Here is a 16,135-nt window from a genome sequence, read left to right as displayed (position 1 = left end):
TTATCTTTTCATAGCTCAGAATTATACTCAAACCAAATATATAGATTTTATGACGATGGAAAAAACTCACGGCTTAGCAAAACAAACTTCATTCCGCTCATCTTCTACTCAGCAAGGTGCCAAACTTTTGTTGCTGAGCTGTATGGTTTTGACTGTCCCAGCGTGTAATACCTTACCTAAACAGATCCCACAGACACCCGTCTATGCCTTTGATCTACCAACCGATCAAACCAGCTTAGGCAAAATTGTACTGCCTTTACGTGAACAAAATCCGGGACTTACAGGCTTTCATATCCTCTACAATCCACTCGAAGCTTTAGCCGCGCGTATTCATCTCATTGATAAAGCAGAAAAGACCTTAGACCTACAATACTATATTTGGGACAATGATCGTATTGGTTCTTTAGCCCTTTATTCTATTTTGAAAGCCGCCGATCGCGGGGTGAAAGTTCGTTTACTAATCGATGATAACAATGCCAAGAAAATGGAAGGCATTTATTTGGCGCTCGATCAACACTCCAATATCGACATCAAACTGTATAACCCCTACCGCTTCCGTCACTATCGCGCGATGGATATGGTCTTAAATCTAAAACGCATCAACCGTCGTATGCACAACAAAAGCTTCATTGCCGATAATCAAATTTCGTTGATTGGTGGGCGCAACATGAGCAATCAATATTATAACGTCAGCGACAGTTATCAGTTTTCCGATGTTGATGTAATGTTGGTCGGCTCTGCCTCTGATGAAATTGTGCATTCCTTCGATGAATACTGGAATGACGACTATGCCTTTCCAGTACGTCAAATTGTCAACGCTAACCATTACAGCTTGCGTTATGAGAGTTTAAAAACCCAGTTAGAACAGCACTATCAGGAAGTGACCGTACAAAATTATCTCGATCTGGCCAATCGTTCACAGGCCTTTGAACACTGGTTAAATGATAGTATCCAATTCGATTGGGTCAAAGCCGAGGTCGTGAAAGACTCACCAAGCAAAACCAAGTCTCGTGCGAAAAAAGAAGAACATTTAAACTTCCAACTGCAAACCTACTTAGAAAAGCCAATGGAAAGCATTGATATTATTTCGGCCTATTTTGTCCCGGAACGTAAAGGTAAAAAGCATTTGGCAAATCTAGCTCAAAGTGACATTCAAGTTCGCGTACTGACCAACTCATTTAAAGCCAATGATGTGCCGTTGGTGCATGCGTTCTATGGAAAATATCGCGAGGACTTGCTGGAAAGTGGTGTCCAACTCTATGAGTTTTTAGCCACACCTGCGGCCGAAGCATTAAATGAAAACAATGAAGAAATTTCGAAAAAAGCCAAAGTCAGCATCAAAGGATTAAGCCGCTCGAGTCTGCATGCCAAACTCATGGCCATTGATGAGAAACAGGTTTTTATTGGTTCATTTAATTTTGATCCCCGCTCCGCCAACTTAAATACAGAAATTGGGGTTTTACTGAACAGCCCACCACTGGCCAAAGCGGTACACTACACCATGGACCAAAACCTCAGTAAATATGCCTATAAACTGGTCCTAGATGCAAACAAAAACATTAACTGGCAAATCAAACAAGCTGATGGTTCTACCAAAACCTATACCACTGAACCCAAAATGAATTGGTTCAAACGTGCTGGTCTCAAAGTCGTCTCTTGGCTACCAATTGAAGGCTTTATGTAAGCCTTCAAGCTTGTTGCATGTTGGGTTGGGACTTCAAAACTTTCTGATGTAAATCAGCCAAACCTTGCACCATTTTTTGTTGGACCAGTGCCGTTAAACTCTCAACCGTATGTCCTGCGGTACAAATGGCTGGGAGCGCAACTAAATGTGTCGTGACTTGTGGCATTTCTAGTACTTTTTTAACATGCTCGGCAAAACTAATGTTACCGATAAACGGAGAGACTTGGTCAAGTCCGCCCTGTTGATTCACATAGCAAATCAAACAAATTTGCACATCACGCTGGGCCTCAATTGCTGCGCCTAATATACGTCCATGCACCTTTTTCACTTTAGAACCATCGGTCGTGGTCGCTTCCGGGAAAAACAACACAGGAATATCTTGTTTTAAAAACGCTGTAATTTGCTCTCGAATTTTGATGGAATCGCCTGAACCACGTTGAATAAACAAAGTTCCACCACTTTTTGCCAGCTTGCCAAACACAGGCCATTTTTCAATTTCAGCCTTGGCCAAAAAGAAAACTCGTGCGCCTGAGCCTAAAACCGCGACATCTAACCATGAAATATGATTGCTGACCCAAAGTGCAGGCTTACGTGGAATATCCCCGTGGACATGCACATCAATGTTAAAAACCTTGCACAGTCGACGACAGAAATACTGCACGTAACGGGTATTTTGTGGATTGTTAATGTCTTTATACAAGCCATGTCGATAGACCAAATAAAACCCTTCGGACACGGCGCCAAGCCCTGAAGCCAGCTTTTTACCATACAGAAAAAGCTTAGAGACACCTTTTATTGATGTTGTTTTTATTTCAGTATTCGATTGCATAGACGGTTCACTTGGCACAGCTTCATTCAACATTTAATCATTGATTTCGGCTCATTCTATACTGATCTTAAATAACTTGCATTGATCATAAAAACCGAAGAACCAGATGATTATTTTCAATTTTAATCGTTTAAACAAATTAATTAAAATAAATCAATCGAAATACCAAAACATGGTGTGTACATGAACGATCAAATGAATCCTCCAGCTCCGCCGTTAAATCCTGTTCAGGCACTGAAATTTATTATAGGGCTCAGTATTTTATACTTTGGCACCTTGCTGCTTTTGGTTCACTTATTTCGCTCAATGTAAGGCAACGGCATAACTATTTCGCTCAATCTCAGCAAATTCATCTACACTAGAGTTTTCAATGTGAGATCGAATTTAGTGGAATATTTTGAGCAGAAGCAAGGTGGCGAAAAAACCATTTTAGTCAGTGTTGCCATCCATATTCTCGAAGACCTTGATGCAGAAGAATTTCGTTTGCTTGCTAAGTCGGCAGGTGCAGAAATTCTGGAGCATGTTCACGCTCAAAGATTCAAACCCGATGCTAAATATTTCATTGGTTCAGGCAAAGCAGAGGAAATTGCTGCTCGCGTTGAGGAGCTTGAAGCCACGCTGGTGATTATTGACCATGCCCTAACACCCAGTCAGGAACGTAACCTGAGTCGTATTATTAAGTGCCGCGTCATTGACCGTACACGCCTTATTTTGGATATCTTTGCACAACGTGCCCGTACCCATGAAGGTAAACTTCAAGTCGAATTGGCTCAATTGGATCACTTGTCTTCTCGACTGGTCGGTACAGGCATTAGCCTCGATAGCCAAAAAGGCGGGATTGGACTCCGTGGTCCAGGTGAAACGCAACTCGAAACTGACCGTCGTTTACTCCGTGTCCGTGTTGGACAACTTAAAGATAAATTAGAAAAAGTCCGTCAGACCCGTATCCAAGGCCGTGCTGCACGTCAAAAAGCCGCGATTCCAACCGTTTCTTTGGTTGGTTATACCAATGCGGGCAAATCAACCCTGTTTAACACCCTAGCCAAATCTGATGTTTATGCCGCAGATCAATTATTTGCAACCTTAGATCCAACCTTAAGACGTTTGGAATGGGATGGTATTGGCCCACTGGTCCTAGCTGACACGGTTGGTTTTGTACGTAATCTTGCGCATGCTTTAGTAGAATCGTTTAAAGCGACGCTAGAGGAAACATTAGAAGCCAGTTTGCTGTTGCATGTGATTGACTCGAGTAGTCCAGACCATATGGAACAAATTGAAGCTGTTGAAAAAGTGCTCAAAGAAATTGGCGCAGATATTCCAATTCTACGGGTGTATAACAAGATCGATCAAAGTGGCGAACAAGCCAAAATCATTTACGCTGAACCCAATGTACCTGAGCGTGTCTATGTCTCAGCACATACAGGCGAAGGATTTGATCTACTACGCCAAGCGGTACAAGAGTGCTTGATGGGTCAAATTCAAAACTTTGACGTCCTACTCAAACCAGCCTATGGCAAATTGCGTAATCAACTGTACGGCCTAAATGTGATTCAATCTGAAAATTATGATGATGAGGGCAACCTACACCTACAAGTGTATATTGCACCGCATAAACTTGAACAACTGATTAAACAAGCACATTTACCAATTGATGAAATTTTAGGTTTGAAAGCAAAACAATTTCATCGTGAACTCGAAGAATTTGAAATCAAAAACCAAATCGGTTAAAACGTGATAAGTAAAATGTTAATGACAGAACAAAATGGAATGGATAAAAACTGTTGATTGGAAAGCATGGATCGGCACGGTTGCCCTGATCATCATCTTTCGTGAGGCGGCTGTGTGGATCACTGGACGTTTTGGACATCCTGAACTGGGCAATTTAATTGGACTGATTAGTTTATTAATCGTCCTTTTAGGTTGGAGAAAATTTCATAAAATTCCAGCACGTTTGGTCGATACCAACAATAAAATCATGAAAGAAAGTGCCTTTGCTTTTCTACCTATCAGTGCAGGTTCCTTACTAATGATGACGCATTTAGGAAGTGAAATCCCAATGTTTTTGGTGGTGCTATTTGTCAGCACACTAATTCCACTGTGGGTTTACGCAAAAATGTCTAAGAAATGGCTTTAGGAGTGTGCACATGATTCCCATTATTTTCGGTTTTTTCCTAACCCTCGTTGCCTATTTACTGGCAAAGCCACTCAACAAAAAACTGCCACAAATTCCCGTGATTGTTTTTGGCATGTGCTTTGTGATTGCCCTGCTGTTGTTGTTAAACATTCCGTATGAGCAATATATGGCACAGGTAAATCCAGTGTTTAACCATCTGCTCGGTTATGTCACGGTTGCATTAGCTATTCCATTGGCTGCTATGCGCTATGACGACCTCCCCCTCAAAGCCGTGGTGGGTATCTTGGTCTTTGCCAGTATCAGTGCGGTCGGACTGCCGATGGGACTGGCTTATCTACTACATTTGTCCGATCCTACCATTATGGCATTTGCCACGCGCGCAGTCACAACGCCTATCGCAATTAACATTGCAACACTGCTGCAAGCCCCTGTGAGTCTGGCCATTTTAATCGTGATTTTATCCGGTGTGATTGGTGCTGCATTTTCGCCACTGATTCTCAAACACATTAATGACGAGCGGGCATCGGGCCTAGCGCTAGGTCTTGCAGCCCATGCCATCGGTACAGCTCAAGCATGGCAACGGGGAAGTATTGCTGGACGTTACGCAGCCTTTGGAATGGCTGTCAATGCGGTATTTACAGCAATCTGGTTACCATTGTTTATTCTATACTTGCAAAAAATGTGATATGTTCCTCATATAAACAATTGTATTGTTTAAAAAATCAACTTAAGATGAGTTTGTCGTTGATTAAATGATAAAAGGATTTTGTTCATGAGCAAATTGACACTTGCAATCGCATTCGCTACAACCGTTATGGGTAGTACAGCTTTCGCTGAAGATATTAGCGGCACTTGGAAAAATATTGATGACAAAACTGGGTCGTCAAAAGCCATCCTTGATATTCGCAAAGAATCAAACGGGACATATACCGCTAAGATCGTTAAAGTAACGCCTCGTCCGGGTTATACACCAAAAGAAACTTGTATTAATTGCCCTGCGCCGTATACCAATAAGCCTATTTTAGGCATGGATGTGATGAAAGGTTTGAAACACAGCGGTGATACCAATTACACGGGTGGAAAAATCATTGATCCACTTTCTGGTAATATTTATAGCTGTAAAGCAAAACTCAGTTCGAATGGCAAACGCTTAACCTTGCGAGGATACGTGGGCATATCGGCTCTAGGTCGCAGCCAAACTTGGATTCGAGAATAATCTAGGTTCTTATTACTGAACAGGCCCGGTCTACGCAATCACTTGATCAATTCATTTTAGATTTTGTAGACCACTACTGAGTCACTTATACATTACTCCAAACTTAGTCTGATGGTTTCAAATTCAATGAATAAAAGAGTTTCAGCTAAGCGTGTATGATTTTTCAATTTTTAAAGGCAACTGCCTAACTCATATCTAAACACAAAACAGTTTGCCTGGTGCAAACTGTTTATTTTTCTGTGTCTTGGATATCTTTTTGTGAAACTATAGAGAACCTTATATGAAAAGTAAGTTTTTTATCGCGGGATTAACATTGTCCATGCTTTGCGGGGGAGCATTTGCACAGGACTTAACAGGGACATGGCAACAAATTGATGATAAATCAGGCTCACCAAAAGCCATTATCGAAATTCGTAAAGAATCGAATAATACCTATACTGGAAAAATTGTAAAAATTACACCACGCCCAGGTTATACACCAAAAGAAACTTGCGTGAATTGCCCTACGCCATATACCAACAAACCAATTTTGGGTATGGACATTATTAAAGGCTTAAAGCATGTCGACGGCACCAATAACTATGAAAAAGGTCGTGTGATTGATCCTTTGTCTGGCAAACTTTATGATGCGAAAATGAAACTGAATGCCACAGGAAAGCGTCTTTCGCTACGTGCATACATCGGTGTTTCTGCTTTAGGTCGTAACCAAACCTGGTTAAGAATCGACTAAGAATAAAAAAAGCCACGAAATTCGTGGCTTTTTTAATGCATGAGCTATTGAACTGGATTATCAACGGCAAATAAAGTCTCATCTTCTAGACGATAAGCCATTAATTGATGCCCCCAAACACAACCGCCATCTACATTTTGAATCGAATCCGAAATGGTTTTGCCTTGTAAAGCGGCCCAGTGACCAAACACAACTTTATGAGTTTGCGCTGCTTGTGAAGCAAATTCAAACCATGGTTTGAAGCCTTCAGGCATCGGGTCGCTGAGTGAGTCTTTAAAACTAAACTCCAAACGCCCAGCACTATCGGTTAAACGCATACGAGTCAAATAATTTACGATACAACGTAAACGCGCATGCCCCGTCAGTTCATCCGACCATAAGGTGGGCTCTTTGCCATACATTTCTTTTAAAAAGGCATCGACAACATCAAAATCATCCGCTGCAATGACCGCTTCAACTTCTGCGGCTAAAGCAGCAGTTTGTTCTGCTGTCCAATTGGTTGGAATGCCTGCATGAGTCAGAATCGTCTTTGCGTTTGGGAACACACACAAAGGTTGTTTACGTAGCCAATCAATCAAATCATCACTATCAATCGCATCAATCACATCACGAATGTTATCTTTGTCTTTAATTGCTTTAATGCTACGTGCAGCCGCCAGCAAAGTTAAATCATGATTGCCTAAAACTGTTGCAGCCGCATTACGCTCTACTAATTTTTTAATAAAACGTAAAGCACCCAATGAGTTTTCACCACGGGCAACCAAATCCCCTGCAAACCAAATAAAATCTTGGTCAGGATCAAACTGTATGGTCTTTAACAAGGCTTTAAGTGCTTCAAAACAACCCTGCACATCACCAATGACATAATTGTATCGAATTTCTGCACCTGCCACCTTAAGCCACCATTTGATCTGCTAATGCCACAAATTGAGCCAGTGTTAAAGTCTCTGGACGCGCCATCGGATCAACACCTGCTTGTTCAAAACCATCTTCAACCAACATGCCTTTTAAACTATTACGCAAAGTTTTACGACGCTGAGTAAAGACGTGCGAGACCAAACGTGCCAAGGCTTTTTCATTTTTTGCCACAATCGGCTTAACCGCATACGGCTCTAGGCGGAACACCGCAGAAGTCACTTTTGGTGGCGGGTTAAATGAACCCGGTGGTACTTCAAACAAGAACGTAGGTTTACAGAAATACTGAATCATCACCGACAAACGACCATATTCTTTGCTATTTGGAGAAGCCGTAATACGGTCAACCACTTCTTTTTGTAGCATAAAGTGCATGTCTTTAACTTTGTCACCAAACTCTAAGAGGTGAAACAGAAGTGGGGTCGAGATGTTATACGGCAAATTACCCACAACCCGTAAAGGACGACCATCTTCAAATAAATTGGTGAAATCGTACTTCAGAGCATCCGTTTCAATAATGGTTAAACGTTCAGGATGTGGTACACGCCCCGGCAAACCTGCCGCCAAATCACGGTCTAATTCGACAACCGTAAGTGCGTCACACTCACCAATCAACGGTGATGTTAATGCTGCCAAACCCGGGCCAATTTCCACAATGTTATCACCTGAACGGGGTGCAACTGAACGTACAATCTTGGCAATCACACGTTGGTCATGTAAGAAGTTTTGCCCAAAACGCTTCCGCGTATGGTGCCCTTCATCTTTAGGGTTTAAGGCATTAATTTGATACATAAAATTTTCCAACGTGAGTTAGTCACTGAACATTAGTGACGAGCTAATTCTAACGCTAAATCAACAGCGACCTGTAAGCTTGAGCTTTTCGCAAGACCTGTGCCTGCGAGGGAGAGAGCTGTGCCATGATCGACTGAGGTACGAATAAACGGTAAGCCCAAAGTAATATTAATGGCTTCACCAAACCCTTGCGATTTTAACACAGGTAAGCCCTGATCGTGATACATCGCCAAAACAGCATCGGCATCTTTTAAGTTTTCTGGGGTGAATAATGTATCTGCGGGTAGGCTCAGGCTCATATTTATGCCTTGAGCACGGTAGCTTTCCAACACGGGGTTAATCACCTCAATTTCTTCCATACCCAAATAACCATCCTCCCCAGCATGTGGATTTAGGCCACACACTAAAATGAGGGGATGCTCTTTTTTAAATTTGCTTTTTAAGTCTTGAATTAAAATATCAATCACTTGATGCAGTCGTTCTTTAGTAATCGCATCGGGTACAGCTCTTAATGGCAAATGTGTAGTAGCCAGCGCGACACGTAACGTCTTGGTTGCGAGCATCATCACCACACGTTCAACTCCAGCAAACTCTTGGTAGTATTCGGTATGTCCACTAAAGTGAATCCCAGCATCATTGATGACTGACTTTTGTACAGGAGCAGTTGCAACACCTACACTTTTACCTGACATGGCATAATCGGCCGAACGTCGTAGCTGCTCTAAGACATAAGCCGAATTTTGAGGATTGAGCTCACCCATTACAACAGCTTCACTTAAAGGCACATGCTCAACATAAAGTTGACCCTGAGTTGATGATGCTTCTTGCCCTGAATATTCAATCAGTTCAATGTCCAATCCCAAACATGCTGCACGTGTACGTAGCAAGTTTATATCACCAAGGACCACAATCGGACGCTCATCTATACGAGCAGCAAGGCTTAAACAAATATCTGGACCAATCCCAGCAGGTTCACCACTGGTGACATATAAAGGCAGCATGATCAACTCAAGTAAAATGCGTTTTGACTATTATACAACGTCTCACCCAGTATCTCCGCATTCACTGTACTCAACTTGAACCTATTCTTTTATATTTAAATCCTCACTTATCCTGTTTTCACATTCCATCGACTTTCAAAGAAAAAATAAAGCCTCAAACATATAAAACATGAGCAAAGAAATTGCGAGTCGTAACTCTTGTACTATCCGTTATTTTAAAATGGTTCTATGGTGATGATCCCGCATTTCATTCAGTGAAGTCATCAAGTTCAATATCGCTGTTTCCTCATTTTTTAAAGTTTGAACGCTTTTGTGATTTTTTAAAAAGAATAAACTTTGATCTCTTCCTTTATGTGGGGAAATACCTTAAAATACGGCTCTTGAAATTTTATATTTTCATTTGTGATTCTGAGCAACTTCGTTTAGAATCGCGTCTCCTTTTGTTTGGACAGATTCCATAGTCCAAACCAACTATAATAGGTAGTGGTTTAATGAAAACTCTCAGCGCTAAGCCTGCTGAAGTTCAACACGACTGGTACGTTGTTGATGCTTCTGGCAAAACTTTAGGTCGCCTTGCGACTGAAATCGCTCGTCGTCTACGTGGTAAGCACAAGACTTCTTATACTCCTCACGTTGACACTGGCGATTATATCGTTGTAATCAATGCTGAAGAAATTCAAGTGACTGGTAAAAAAGCACTTGATAAAAAATACTATCGCCACACTGGCTTCCCTGGTGGTATCCGTGAGACTAACTTTGAAAAGTTAATCGCTCACAAACCTGAAGCGGTTTTAGAAAAAGCTGTTAAAGGTATGTTACCAAAAGGTCCTCTTGGTTATGCAATGATCAAGAAAATGAAAGTGTATGCAGGTACAGAGCATCCACACGCTGCTCAACAGCCACAAGTTTTGGACATCTAAGGGATACAGCACATGGCTACTAATTATGGTACAGGTCGCCGTAAGACCGCAACTGCACGTGTTTTCTTGTCAGCTGGTACAGGCAAGCTCGTAATTAACAACCGTACTCTTGAGCAATACTTCGGTCGTGAAACTGCTCGTATGGTTGTTCGTCAACCTTTAGAGCTTCTTGAAGTTACTGAAAAGTATGACCTTTACATCACTGTTGCTGGTGGTGGTATCGGTGGTCAAGCTGGCGCTATCCGTCACGGTATTACTCGTGCGTTGATCGCTTCTGACGAAACACTTAAACCTGCTCTTCGTCAAGCTGGTTTCGTTACTCGTGATGCTCGTGAAGTTGAACGTAAGAAACTTGGTTTACGTAAAGCTCGTAAACGTCCTCAATTCTCTAAACGTTAATTCGTTTACCGAATCGGACAAAAAAACCTCGGAATTTTCCGAGGTTTTTTTATACTATATTTTTCTTCAAAATTATTTACTTACGTTTAAATAGATCGATTAAATTCTAGTTTTAGATGTTATTTTACCGACCTCTCTTTGAGCAGTCCATTGTCGCATCAGCAGCACCATCCATACTAATCTGTTCGGTAACGATGCAATCATTTTCTTGATGTGTATGTACTTCTTTAGATTTAGAGAATTGATGATCTTTGGGAAGTGGTGCATTACACGGCTCGCCGGTTTTCTCATCGACCATTTTCACAGGCCCATCATTATAAACAGTGACCTTACAGCCTTTTACTGTATATTCTTGCTGAATGCCGCCATACATCTCATCCTCGGATACAGAAGTAGCAACATCACAGGCTTCATCGGCAATACAAGCTGCATATTCAGCAGTCTGCTGCGCTACATCTACCTGTTCGGCTGCTTCTTGATTTTGAGCATAACTACTTGAGATGAAAGTCATTAATATAATAACTGCGATCGATTGGGTGATTCTGAGCCAAAGCTGCATGGTTCTATCCTTATTTTTGATTTCTTTCAAGTTGTTCGATTGTATAAGCATATTAAAGTTAAGATGATTTTATTGGCTATTTTTAGTATTCTAACCGATTCACTTCACCTAGTTTCTTGAAATATGTCTGTCGAAACTACTCCGCTTCAAGGAATTACGCTGTATAGCCATGCAGATGATTTTCGCTCCCATTGGATTCGTTATGTACTTGCAGAAAAGCAAATCAAATACCATTTGGTTTTAAGTGATGCTGATGATGAAGATCTCGCCAGCTTAAACCCTTATAATCAGCTGCCGATGTTGATTGAAAATGATTTAAAACTATTCAACGCCAATATCATCTCCGAGTATTTAGACGATCGTTATCGTCAAAACAAGCTCTATGCTGACGCGCCTATGCCTCGCGCGGAACAGCGTCAGTACATTTGGCGCTTTGAACAAGATTGGTTAAAACTTGCCGATATGATGCTGCGACATCCAGATACACTCGATGAACAAGCAAAACTGAAAGCACAAAAAAAACTGAAAGATACACTCATTTCCTTAACACCATTGTTCCAGCATTTCCCCTATTTCATGTCGGAAAGCTTTAGTATTTTAGATTGCATGCTTGCGCCTATCTTTCTACGCTTAAACAGCATGGGCGTGCATTTACCCAAACAGCAATGCCGCCCAATCTATTTATATTGCCAACGTATTTTTAGTCGTCCTGCATTTTTAAAGTCTTTAACTTTGCAGGAGAAAAACCATTATCAATCTGAATTTAAACAGCCGTAGAGAACATTATGTCTGATCAAGAATTAAACCTTACGCCGACTCGTCCATATTTAGCTCGCGCCATTTATGAATGGATTTGTGATAACCAACTGACACCGCATTTATTGGTCGATGCAACCCAGCCCAATACTCTCGTTCCTGAACAGTTTATTCAAGATGGCCAAATTGTCTTAAACATCGTCCCTCATGCCGTACATGCGCTACATATGAGCAACGATGCGATTACCTTCTCTGCACGTTTTGGTGGGGTATCTCGTGATATCTATGTACCACTTAATGCTGTGATTGGCATTTATGCCCGTGAAAATGGACAGGGTTTGTTCTTCGATCCAAGTGAGTATGACAATCATACCCAAAGCGAGCAAAATGCTTTAAAATCAGACAATGAAGAAAAAACTGAACCCGCTAAGAAAAAACCAAGTTTAAGGTTATTAGATTAATAAAATGGAGTAATTATATGGCTTTTGATTTAGTACAATATTTTGCAGAGCAGATTAAAATTCAAAAGCCTGAGCTTCTGAGTCAATATTCAGATGAGGAGCGACTTCAATATCTTTCTGAGGCCAACACCCTCTCCCTTGGAAAACTCATCACCTTGATGCGTCAAGATGGCACCAAGCTCTATCAAGAGATTCAAACTCAAGATCACCTCTATATTCAAGAACTTGCAAGGCATCTCACCACGTCTCCGCAAAATGAATCACAGTTAGCAAAGGCAGACTTAGAGCACAGCCTAACCAGCATGTTGAGCCTGCAGTTTGCTGAACTCAAACAACTTGATGCCACAGGGAACTTTGGTGAACATGGAATACGCGAGTTGCTTGTCGGTCAAATCGAGCACCTCTCTGGTCTGGCTGATGACTGGGTTTGGACAACAAGTGAGCTAACAGAACTGATTGGCTCTAAACCAAAGCCTGAAGAAGAGCTATCATTAGAAGAGACGATGAAGGAGTTTAATCAAATGGTAAATCAACACGCAACAGACCACTCAGATCAGCTACACACACAGGTAGCAGAGCAAAATCCAACGCCAACATGGGCAAAACTGATTGAGCCTGCTGTCGCTATCGCGATTTTATGGGGACTTTATTGCGCAGCAAGTCAAATGTTTGCCTAATCTCCAAGGGATGCACTCATTTTGCGCATCCCTTTATTTTTTAATGAAAAATAATTATATGTTTCATCTTTAAAAATCAAAAAAATCGATTTCTTTTTTTATTTTTATTTGTCCAAATGGTAAAAGTTACATTTTGTTACAATAGCAAATAAATTAAACACTTTTTCAAATAACAATAAACTTTTTCACACTCCTTTTTAAAATACGCAAACCTAATCACAAAATCTGTAGCAAAAACTGACTAAAAGCCTCGGGTTTAATCGTACATTTATTCATCTTTTTTTTGTTACATTTATTTATATTGATAATTTTTTCACGCCGTCCATATAATTAAATCGACTTGTGAAACAACAAGTTAAAAGGATTTCAAAACTCATAAAATTAAAGAGAAAAACTATGGCTAAAGTGTCATTGGAAGCATTAGCAAATATCGATGGATTCTATGCAGCAGCATTGGTCGATGGGGAAAGCGGTTTGGCCCTAGCAACTCAAGGCGGTGGAAGCATTGATTTAGAACTCGCGGCTGCAGGTAATACTGAAGTCGTTCGCTCAAAACGACGTGTTGCACAAGCATTGAACTTGAATGACACCATCGAAGATATTTTAATTACACTAGGTAAGCAGTATCACCTTATTCGTCCTTTAGAAGGCAATGACAAAATTTTCTTATATCTTGTCCTTGAACGCTCTAAAGCAAACCTTGCTATGGCTCGCCATGAACTTAAAGGATATGAAAAAGGCCTAGATTTTTCTTAATTTGAATTGCCCCTTTCTCATCCTTTTGGGAAAGGGGTTGTATGCGTTGTCCTCTTCAACCTAATTAAATTAAAGAAACACTATGAATAAGCAATATATTAATATTGCGATTACTGGCCTGAGTTCAAACCATTCTGACGAACTTAAAACACAGCTACGTAATCTCATTCCTCAAGAGTATCAAATTAACTGGAGCTCCGCTGCTGACCCAACTATTGATTGTTTATTTATCCATGAAAGTTTTTATGAAACCGAAGGGATCCAAAAGATCATTCGAAGTCGTCAGTTCCCATGGCTAAAAATTTCTAAGCAAACCCATAACGAAAACCGACTCCACGAAAACACAATTTCTTTACCAATTACACATCTTGAAAGCTTCTCGAATTGGATTATTCAACATCTACTGCCCCCCTCTTTTGACAATCAACAAATCCTTCCTATCGAAACTCAGAATAAAAAAACACACTACAAATTAGAATATTTCAGCAAAATGCTGGATACCGAACGCAACTCAAAGCTACATCTTTTTGATACTTTGGGCACCATTGCCATTATTGATATTCAGAAAAATATCGCTTGGCTCAATACAGAACGAGAACAAGCCTTTACAGATTCTGGTTTTGATTATGACATTGCCAGCACCAGCAACTTCATGAAAGTCTCACGCAAGCAACCCCATATACTTAGCGACTGGTTATGGCAGTTTTTTTGGGATTCACCCATATTTTTGAAAGAAATTGCACCTGAAGATGGACATTTTAAGATCCATATGTGGCCTAAGCCAGCAAGTAATGTGGACAGGAAAACCATTTTTCAACTTTCCAGCTGCTTTATTCAAGGTGGTAAAATTTCAAAAATTGCAACGCAGTTGAATCTCCCTATTGAAACTGTGCAGCGCTTTATTGCAGCCAATATCGCGACCCATAATCTCTCAAAAATCAATATTTGGGATAAACACTTTAACCCACCAGAAATGCCTCAAGTTACAGAAGAAGCAGGATTAATTAAAAGCTTTTTTGGAAAACTAAGAAAAAAACTAGGCATATAGGATAATAATATGATTTTACAACGCTTTAAAATTGTTTTTGCTGGTGGTATGGGCGCGGGTAAGACAGAGGCGATTCGATCACTCTCAGAGATTCCTGTACTGCAAACGGAGGCTTTCAACACAGATGCACAGCGCCATACCAAATTGGAAACTACTGTTGGTATTGATTATGGTGAAATCACGCTTGATGAAAACCTGACCATTGGGCTATATGGTACACCTGGGCAAAGCCGCTTCGACTTTATTTGGTCTGCCATTACTAAAGGTGCTATTGGTGCTGTAATTTTGATTGACCATCATTCAGACAACCCTATTCAAGAATTAGAAAGTTATCTGGAAACCTTTCAAAACTTTACCGACAATATTGCGATCGGCATTACACATACCGATCTTCTTTCTGAGTCAACCAAATCAACCACTATCTATAAAGACTGGTTATTACAAAATGATCTCTTTTCTCCACTCTTCTTTATCGATGCAAGGAAGAAAGATGACGTTTTGTTATTATTAGAAGCGCTTATTACATCCATTGAGATCAACTCAAATATTGCCAATTAACCCTTAACGAGGTTCTATATGTTTACTTTAGCGCAAAGCCGCACAGCACCAAAAGAGTTAATTGATTTTGCAAAGAGTGAGATTCAAGATGTTCTCATGAATGTCCGCAGTGTCAATTATGTCATGCTGTGTAGCACAGATGGCTTCGAGTTAGCCCATGTTTATAAGAGAGATGGGTATAACAGCACTAAACTTGCAGCAGTTAGTAGCTCAATCTTAGCTATGGTTGCAGCCTTTATGAATGAAATTCATCTCGAAGGTTGTCAGTCGATTACTTTGGATGCGGACAATGGTAAAGCCATTTTAACCTCGATTCCTTCTCCAAATCATCCAATGATTATCGTAACCTTGACTGAAAAAGATGTACTCTTAGGGCAGCTACTCTATACCCTAAAAAATGCAAGTAACAAAATTATGCAATACTGATATTTCCGATAAATAGTAGATATTTCACATAATTTTAATTTATATAAATGCATTTTTTTATAATTTAACACGCATTCTCCGCTCTACTCTTTTTATTTTTAATATTTTCAGCATAAAAAAATCCCCCTAACCGTTAAGTTAGGGGGATTTAGAATTAATGAGCTGGCGATGACTTACTCTCACATGGATAACTCCACACTACCATCAGCGCTAAGAGGTTTCACTTCTGAGTTCGGGAAGGGATCAGGTGGTTCACTCTTGCTATTGTCGCCAG

Annotated in this window: 20 protein-coding genes and 1 rRNA gene; 15 read left to right on the top strand and 6 right to left on the bottom strand. The window is 40.6% G+C overall.

Going from position 1 to position 16,135, the window contains the following annotated elements; all coding sequences use genetic code 11:
• Positions 1-55: 55 nt before the first annotated feature.
• Complete coding sequence (locus JZ787_RS03605; protein WP_346311693.1) at positions 56-1,684, top strand: phospholipase D family protein; 1,629 nt, start codon at positions 56-58, stop codon at positions 1,682-1,684.
• 4 nt (positions 1,685-1,688) lie between these two features.
• Here the strand turns inward: JZ787_RS03605 and JZ787_RS03600 are convergent, their stop codons facing one another.
• The gene (locus JZ787_RS03600) at positions 1,689-2,513 is read right to left on the bottom strand and encodes a lysophospholipid acyltransferase family protein (RefSeq protein ID WP_346311903.1); all 825 of its coding nucleotides are present in this window, start codon (positions 2,511-2,513) and stop codon (positions 1,689-1,691) included.
• A gap of 387 nt (positions 2,514-2,900) precedes the next feature.
• Here JZ787_RS03600 and hflX point away from each other — a divergent pair, with 387 nt between their 5' ends.
• From hflX to JZ787_RS03575, 5 genes are all read left to right on the top strand, one after another.
• Entirely contained in the window at positions 2,901-4,241 is a 1,341-nt protein-coding gene (gene hflX, locus JZ787_RS03595) for a ribosome rescue GTPase HflX (RefSeq protein ID WP_234951914.1), read from the top strand.
• A gap of 34 nt (positions 4,242-4,275) precedes the next feature.
• On the top strand, positions 4,276-4,647 hold the full coding sequence (locus JZ787_RS03590; RefSeq protein WP_004695106.1) for a hypothetical protein: 372 nt from the start codon (positions 4,276-4,278) through the stop codon (positions 4,645-4,647).
• A 10-nt stretch (positions 4,648-4,657) separates the two neighbouring features.
• Positions 4,658-5,332: an LrgB family protein gene (locus tag JZ787_RS03585; protein WP_004695104.1), complete on the top strand. Its 675-nt coding sequence runs from the start codon at positions 4,658-4,660 to the stop codon at positions 5,330-5,332.
• An 87-nt stretch (positions 5,333-5,419) separates the two neighbouring features.
• Positions 5,420-5,863, top strand: a complete 444-nt coding sequence (locus tag JZ787_RS03580; protein ID WP_168158282.1) for a DUF2147 domain-containing protein — start codon at positions 5,420-5,422, stop codon at positions 5,861-5,863.
• A 280-nt stretch (positions 5,864-6,143) separates the two neighbouring features.
• Positions 6,144-6,593 (top strand): DUF2147 domain-containing protein, encoded by a 450-nt coding sequence (locus tag JZ787_RS03575; protein ID WP_004695101.1) that lies wholly within the window; start codon positions 6,144-6,146, stop codon positions 6,591-6,593.
• Positions 6,594-6,637: 44 nt separating this feature from the next.
• Here JZ787_RS03575 and JZ787_RS03570 read toward each other — a convergent pair whose 3' ends face one another.
• Genes JZ787_RS03570 through pdxA form a run of 3 tightly spaced genes read right to left on the bottom strand, consistent with a single transcriptional unit; the run spans position 6,638 to position 9,301 of the window.
• On the bottom strand, positions 6,638-7,486 hold the full coding sequence (locus JZ787_RS03570) for a symmetrical bis(5'-nucleosyl)-tetraphosphatase (RefSeq protein ID WP_346311692.1): 849 nt from the start codon (positions 7,484-7,486) through the stop codon (positions 6,638-6,640).
• 1 nt (position 7,487) lies between these two features.
• Positions 7,488-8,300, bottom strand: a complete 813-nt coding sequence (gene rsmA / locus JZ787_RS03565) for a 16S rRNA (adenine(1518)-N(6)/adenine(1519)-N(6))-dimethyltransferase RsmA (RefSeq protein WP_004695098.1) — start codon at positions 8,298-8,300, stop codon at positions 7,488-7,490.
• A 32-nt stretch (positions 8,301-8,332) separates the two neighbouring features.
• Positions 8,333-9,301, bottom strand: a complete 969-nt coding sequence (gene pdxA / locus JZ787_RS03560) for a 4-hydroxythreonine-4-phosphate dehydrogenase PdxA (protein WP_346311691.1) — start codon at positions 9,299-9,301, stop codon at positions 8,333-8,335.
• Between the two features lie 491 nt (positions 9,302-9,792).
• Between pdxA and rplM the strand changes: the two genes are divergently transcribed.
• Both rplM and rpsI read left to right on the top strand, forming a co-directional pair.
• Entirely contained in the window at positions 9,793-10,221 is a 429-nt protein-coding gene (gene rplM, locus JZ787_RS03555; protein ID WP_004695096.1) for a 50S ribosomal protein L13, read from the top strand.
• A 12-nt stretch (positions 10,222-10,233) separates the two neighbouring features.
• Positions 10,234-10,620, top strand: coding sequence for a 30S ribosomal protein S9 (gene rpsI, locus JZ787_RS03550; RefSeq protein ID WP_004695095.1), 387 nt, complete (start codon positions 10,234-10,236; stop codon positions 10,618-10,620).
• Positions 10,621-10,744: 124 nt separating this feature from the next.
• On the opposite strand, the gene JZ787_RS03545 is transcribed toward rpsI, so the two are convergent.
• Complete coding sequence (locus JZ787_RS03545) at positions 10,745-11,131, bottom strand: hypothetical protein (protein WP_346311902.1); 387 nt, start codon at positions 11,129-11,131, stop codon at positions 10,745-10,747.
• A gap of 171 nt (positions 11,132-11,302) precedes the next feature.
• Between JZ787_RS03545 and JZ787_RS03540 the strand changes: the two genes are divergently transcribed.
• The 7 genes from JZ787_RS03540 to JZ787_RS03510 all read left to right on the top strand — a co-directional run bounded on the left by JZ787_RS03540 (position 11,303) and on the right by JZ787_RS03510 (position 15,861).
• The gene (locus tag JZ787_RS03540) at positions 11,303-11,956 is read left to right on the top strand and encodes a glutathione S-transferase N-terminal domain-containing protein (RefSeq protein ID WP_004695093.1); all 654 of its coding nucleotides are present in this window, start codon (positions 11,303-11,305) and stop codon (positions 11,954-11,956) included.
• A gap of 8 nt (positions 11,957-11,964) precedes the next feature.
• The gene (locus JZ787_RS03535) at positions 11,965-12,396 is read left to right on the top strand and encodes a ClpXP protease specificity-enhancing factor (RefSeq protein WP_005400226.1); all 432 of its coding nucleotides are present in this window, start codon (positions 11,965-11,967) and stop codon (positions 12,394-12,396) included.
• Positions 12,397-12,413: 17 nt separating this feature from the next.
• A complete protein-coding gene (locus JZ787_RS03530; protein ID WP_346311690.1) occupies positions 12,414-13,073 on the top strand; it encodes a hypothetical protein in 660 nt (219 codons plus the stop codon).
• Between the two features lie 396 nt (positions 13,074-13,469).
• The gene (locus JZ787_RS03525) at positions 13,470-13,829 is read left to right on the top strand and encodes a hypothetical protein (RefSeq protein ID WP_004983207.1); all 360 of its coding nucleotides are present in this window, start codon (positions 13,470-13,472) and stop codon (positions 13,827-13,829) included.
• A gap of 82 nt (positions 13,830-13,911) precedes the next feature.
• A complete protein-coding gene (locus tag JZ787_RS03520; protein WP_168158286.1) occupies positions 13,912-14,877 on the top strand; it encodes a hypothetical protein in 966 nt (321 codons plus the stop codon).
• 9 nt (positions 14,878-14,886) lie between these two features.
• Entirely contained in the window at positions 14,887-15,435 is a 549-nt protein-coding gene (locus tag JZ787_RS03515; protein ID WP_004695077.1) for an ATP/GTP-binding protein, read from the top strand.
• An 18-nt stretch (positions 15,436-15,453) separates the two neighbouring features.
• Positions 15,454-15,861 (top strand): roadblock/LC7 domain-containing protein, encoded by a 408-nt coding sequence (locus tag JZ787_RS03510; protein ID WP_168158287.1) that lies wholly within the window; start codon positions 15,454-15,456, stop codon positions 15,859-15,861.
• A 160-nt stretch (positions 15,862-16,021) separates the two neighbouring features.
• Here JZ787_RS03510 and rrf read toward each other — a convergent pair.
• Positions 16,022-16,135: ribosomal RNA gene (rrf, locus tag JZ787_RS03505) — 5S ribosomal RNA — on the bottom strand; the annotation flags it as partial.

Origin of the sequence: Acinetobacter sp. BWR-L5 (assembly GCF_039655985.1) — a bacterium.
In the GTDB taxonomy this organism is placed as follows: Bacteria; Pseudomonadota; Gammaproteobacteria; order Pseudomonadales; family Moraxellaceae; genus Acinetobacter; species Acinetobacter johnsonii.
The sequence above is the reverse complement of the archived record's forward strand: the minus strand, read 5'-3'. Positions and strand labels throughout refer to the sequence as shown.

Excerpts from the sequence above, each read along its gene's own strand:
- JZ787_RS03605 (WP_346311693.1), top strand. The coding sequence starts at position 56 with ATGGAAAAAACTCACGGCTTAGCAAAACAAACTTCATTCCGCTCATCT.
- JZ787_RS03600 (WP_346311903.1), bottom strand. The coding sequence starts at position 2,513 with ATGCAATCGAATACTGAAATAAAAACAACATCAATAAAAGGTGTCTCT.
- JZ787_RS03590 (WP_004695106.1), top strand. The coding sequence starts at position 4,276 with ATGGAATGGATAAAAACTGTTGATTGGAAAGCATGGATCGGCACGGTT.
- JZ787_RS03585 (WP_004695104.1), top strand. The coding sequence starts at position 4,658 with ATGATTCCCATTATTTTCGGTTTTTTCCTAACCCTCGTTGCCTATTTA.
- JZ787_RS03580 (WP_168158282.1), top strand. The coding sequence starts at position 5,420 with ATGAGCAAATTGACACTTGCAATCGCATTCGCTACAACCGTTATGGGT.
- JZ787_RS03575 (WP_004695101.1), top strand. The coding sequence starts at position 6,144 with ATGAAAAGTAAGTTTTTTATCGCGGGATTAACATTGTCCATGCTTTGC.
- rsmA (WP_004695098.1), bottom strand. The coding sequence starts at position 8,300 with ATGTATCAAATTAATGCCTTAAACCCTAAAGATGAAGGGCACCATACG.
- pdxA (WP_346311691.1), bottom strand. The coding sequence starts at position 9,301 with ATGCTGCCTTTATATGTCACCAGTGGTGAACCTGCTGGGATTGGTCCA.
- rplM (WP_004695096.1), top strand. The coding sequence starts at position 9,793 with ATGAAAACTCTCAGCGCTAAGCCTGCTGAAGTTCAACACGACTGGTAC.
- rpsI (WP_004695095.1), top strand. The coding sequence starts at position 10,234 with ATGGCTACTAATTATGGTACAGGTCGCCGTAAGACCGCAACTGCACGT.
- JZ787_RS03545 (WP_346311902.1), bottom strand. The coding sequence starts at position 11,131 with ATGACTTTCATCTCAAGTAGTTATGCTCAAAATCAAGAAGCAGCCGAA.
- JZ787_RS03540 (WP_004695093.1), top strand. The coding sequence starts at position 11,303 with ATGTCTGTCGAAACTACTCCGCTTCAAGGAATTACGCTGTATAGCCAT.
- JZ787_RS03535 (WP_005400226.1), top strand. The coding sequence starts at position 11,965 with ATGTCTGATCAAGAATTAAACCTTACGCCGACTCGTCCATATTTAGCT.
- JZ787_RS03530 (WP_346311690.1), top strand. The coding sequence starts at position 12,414 with ATGGCTTTTGATTTAGTACAATATTTTGCAGAGCAGATTAAAATTCAA.
- JZ787_RS03525 (WP_004983207.1), top strand. The coding sequence starts at position 13,470 with ATGGCTAAAGTGTCATTGGAAGCATTAGCAAATATCGATGGATTCTAT.
- JZ787_RS03520 (WP_168158286.1), top strand. The coding sequence starts at position 13,912 with ATGAATAAGCAATATATTAATATTGCGATTACTGGCCTGAGTTCAAAC.
- JZ787_RS03515 (WP_004695077.1), top strand. The coding sequence starts at position 14,887 with ATGATTTTACAACGCTTTAAAATTGTTTTTGCTGGTGGTATGGGCGCG.
- JZ787_RS03510 (WP_168158287.1), top strand. The coding sequence starts at position 15,454 with ATGTTTACTTTAGCGCAAAGCCGCACAGCACCAAAAGAGTTAATTGAT.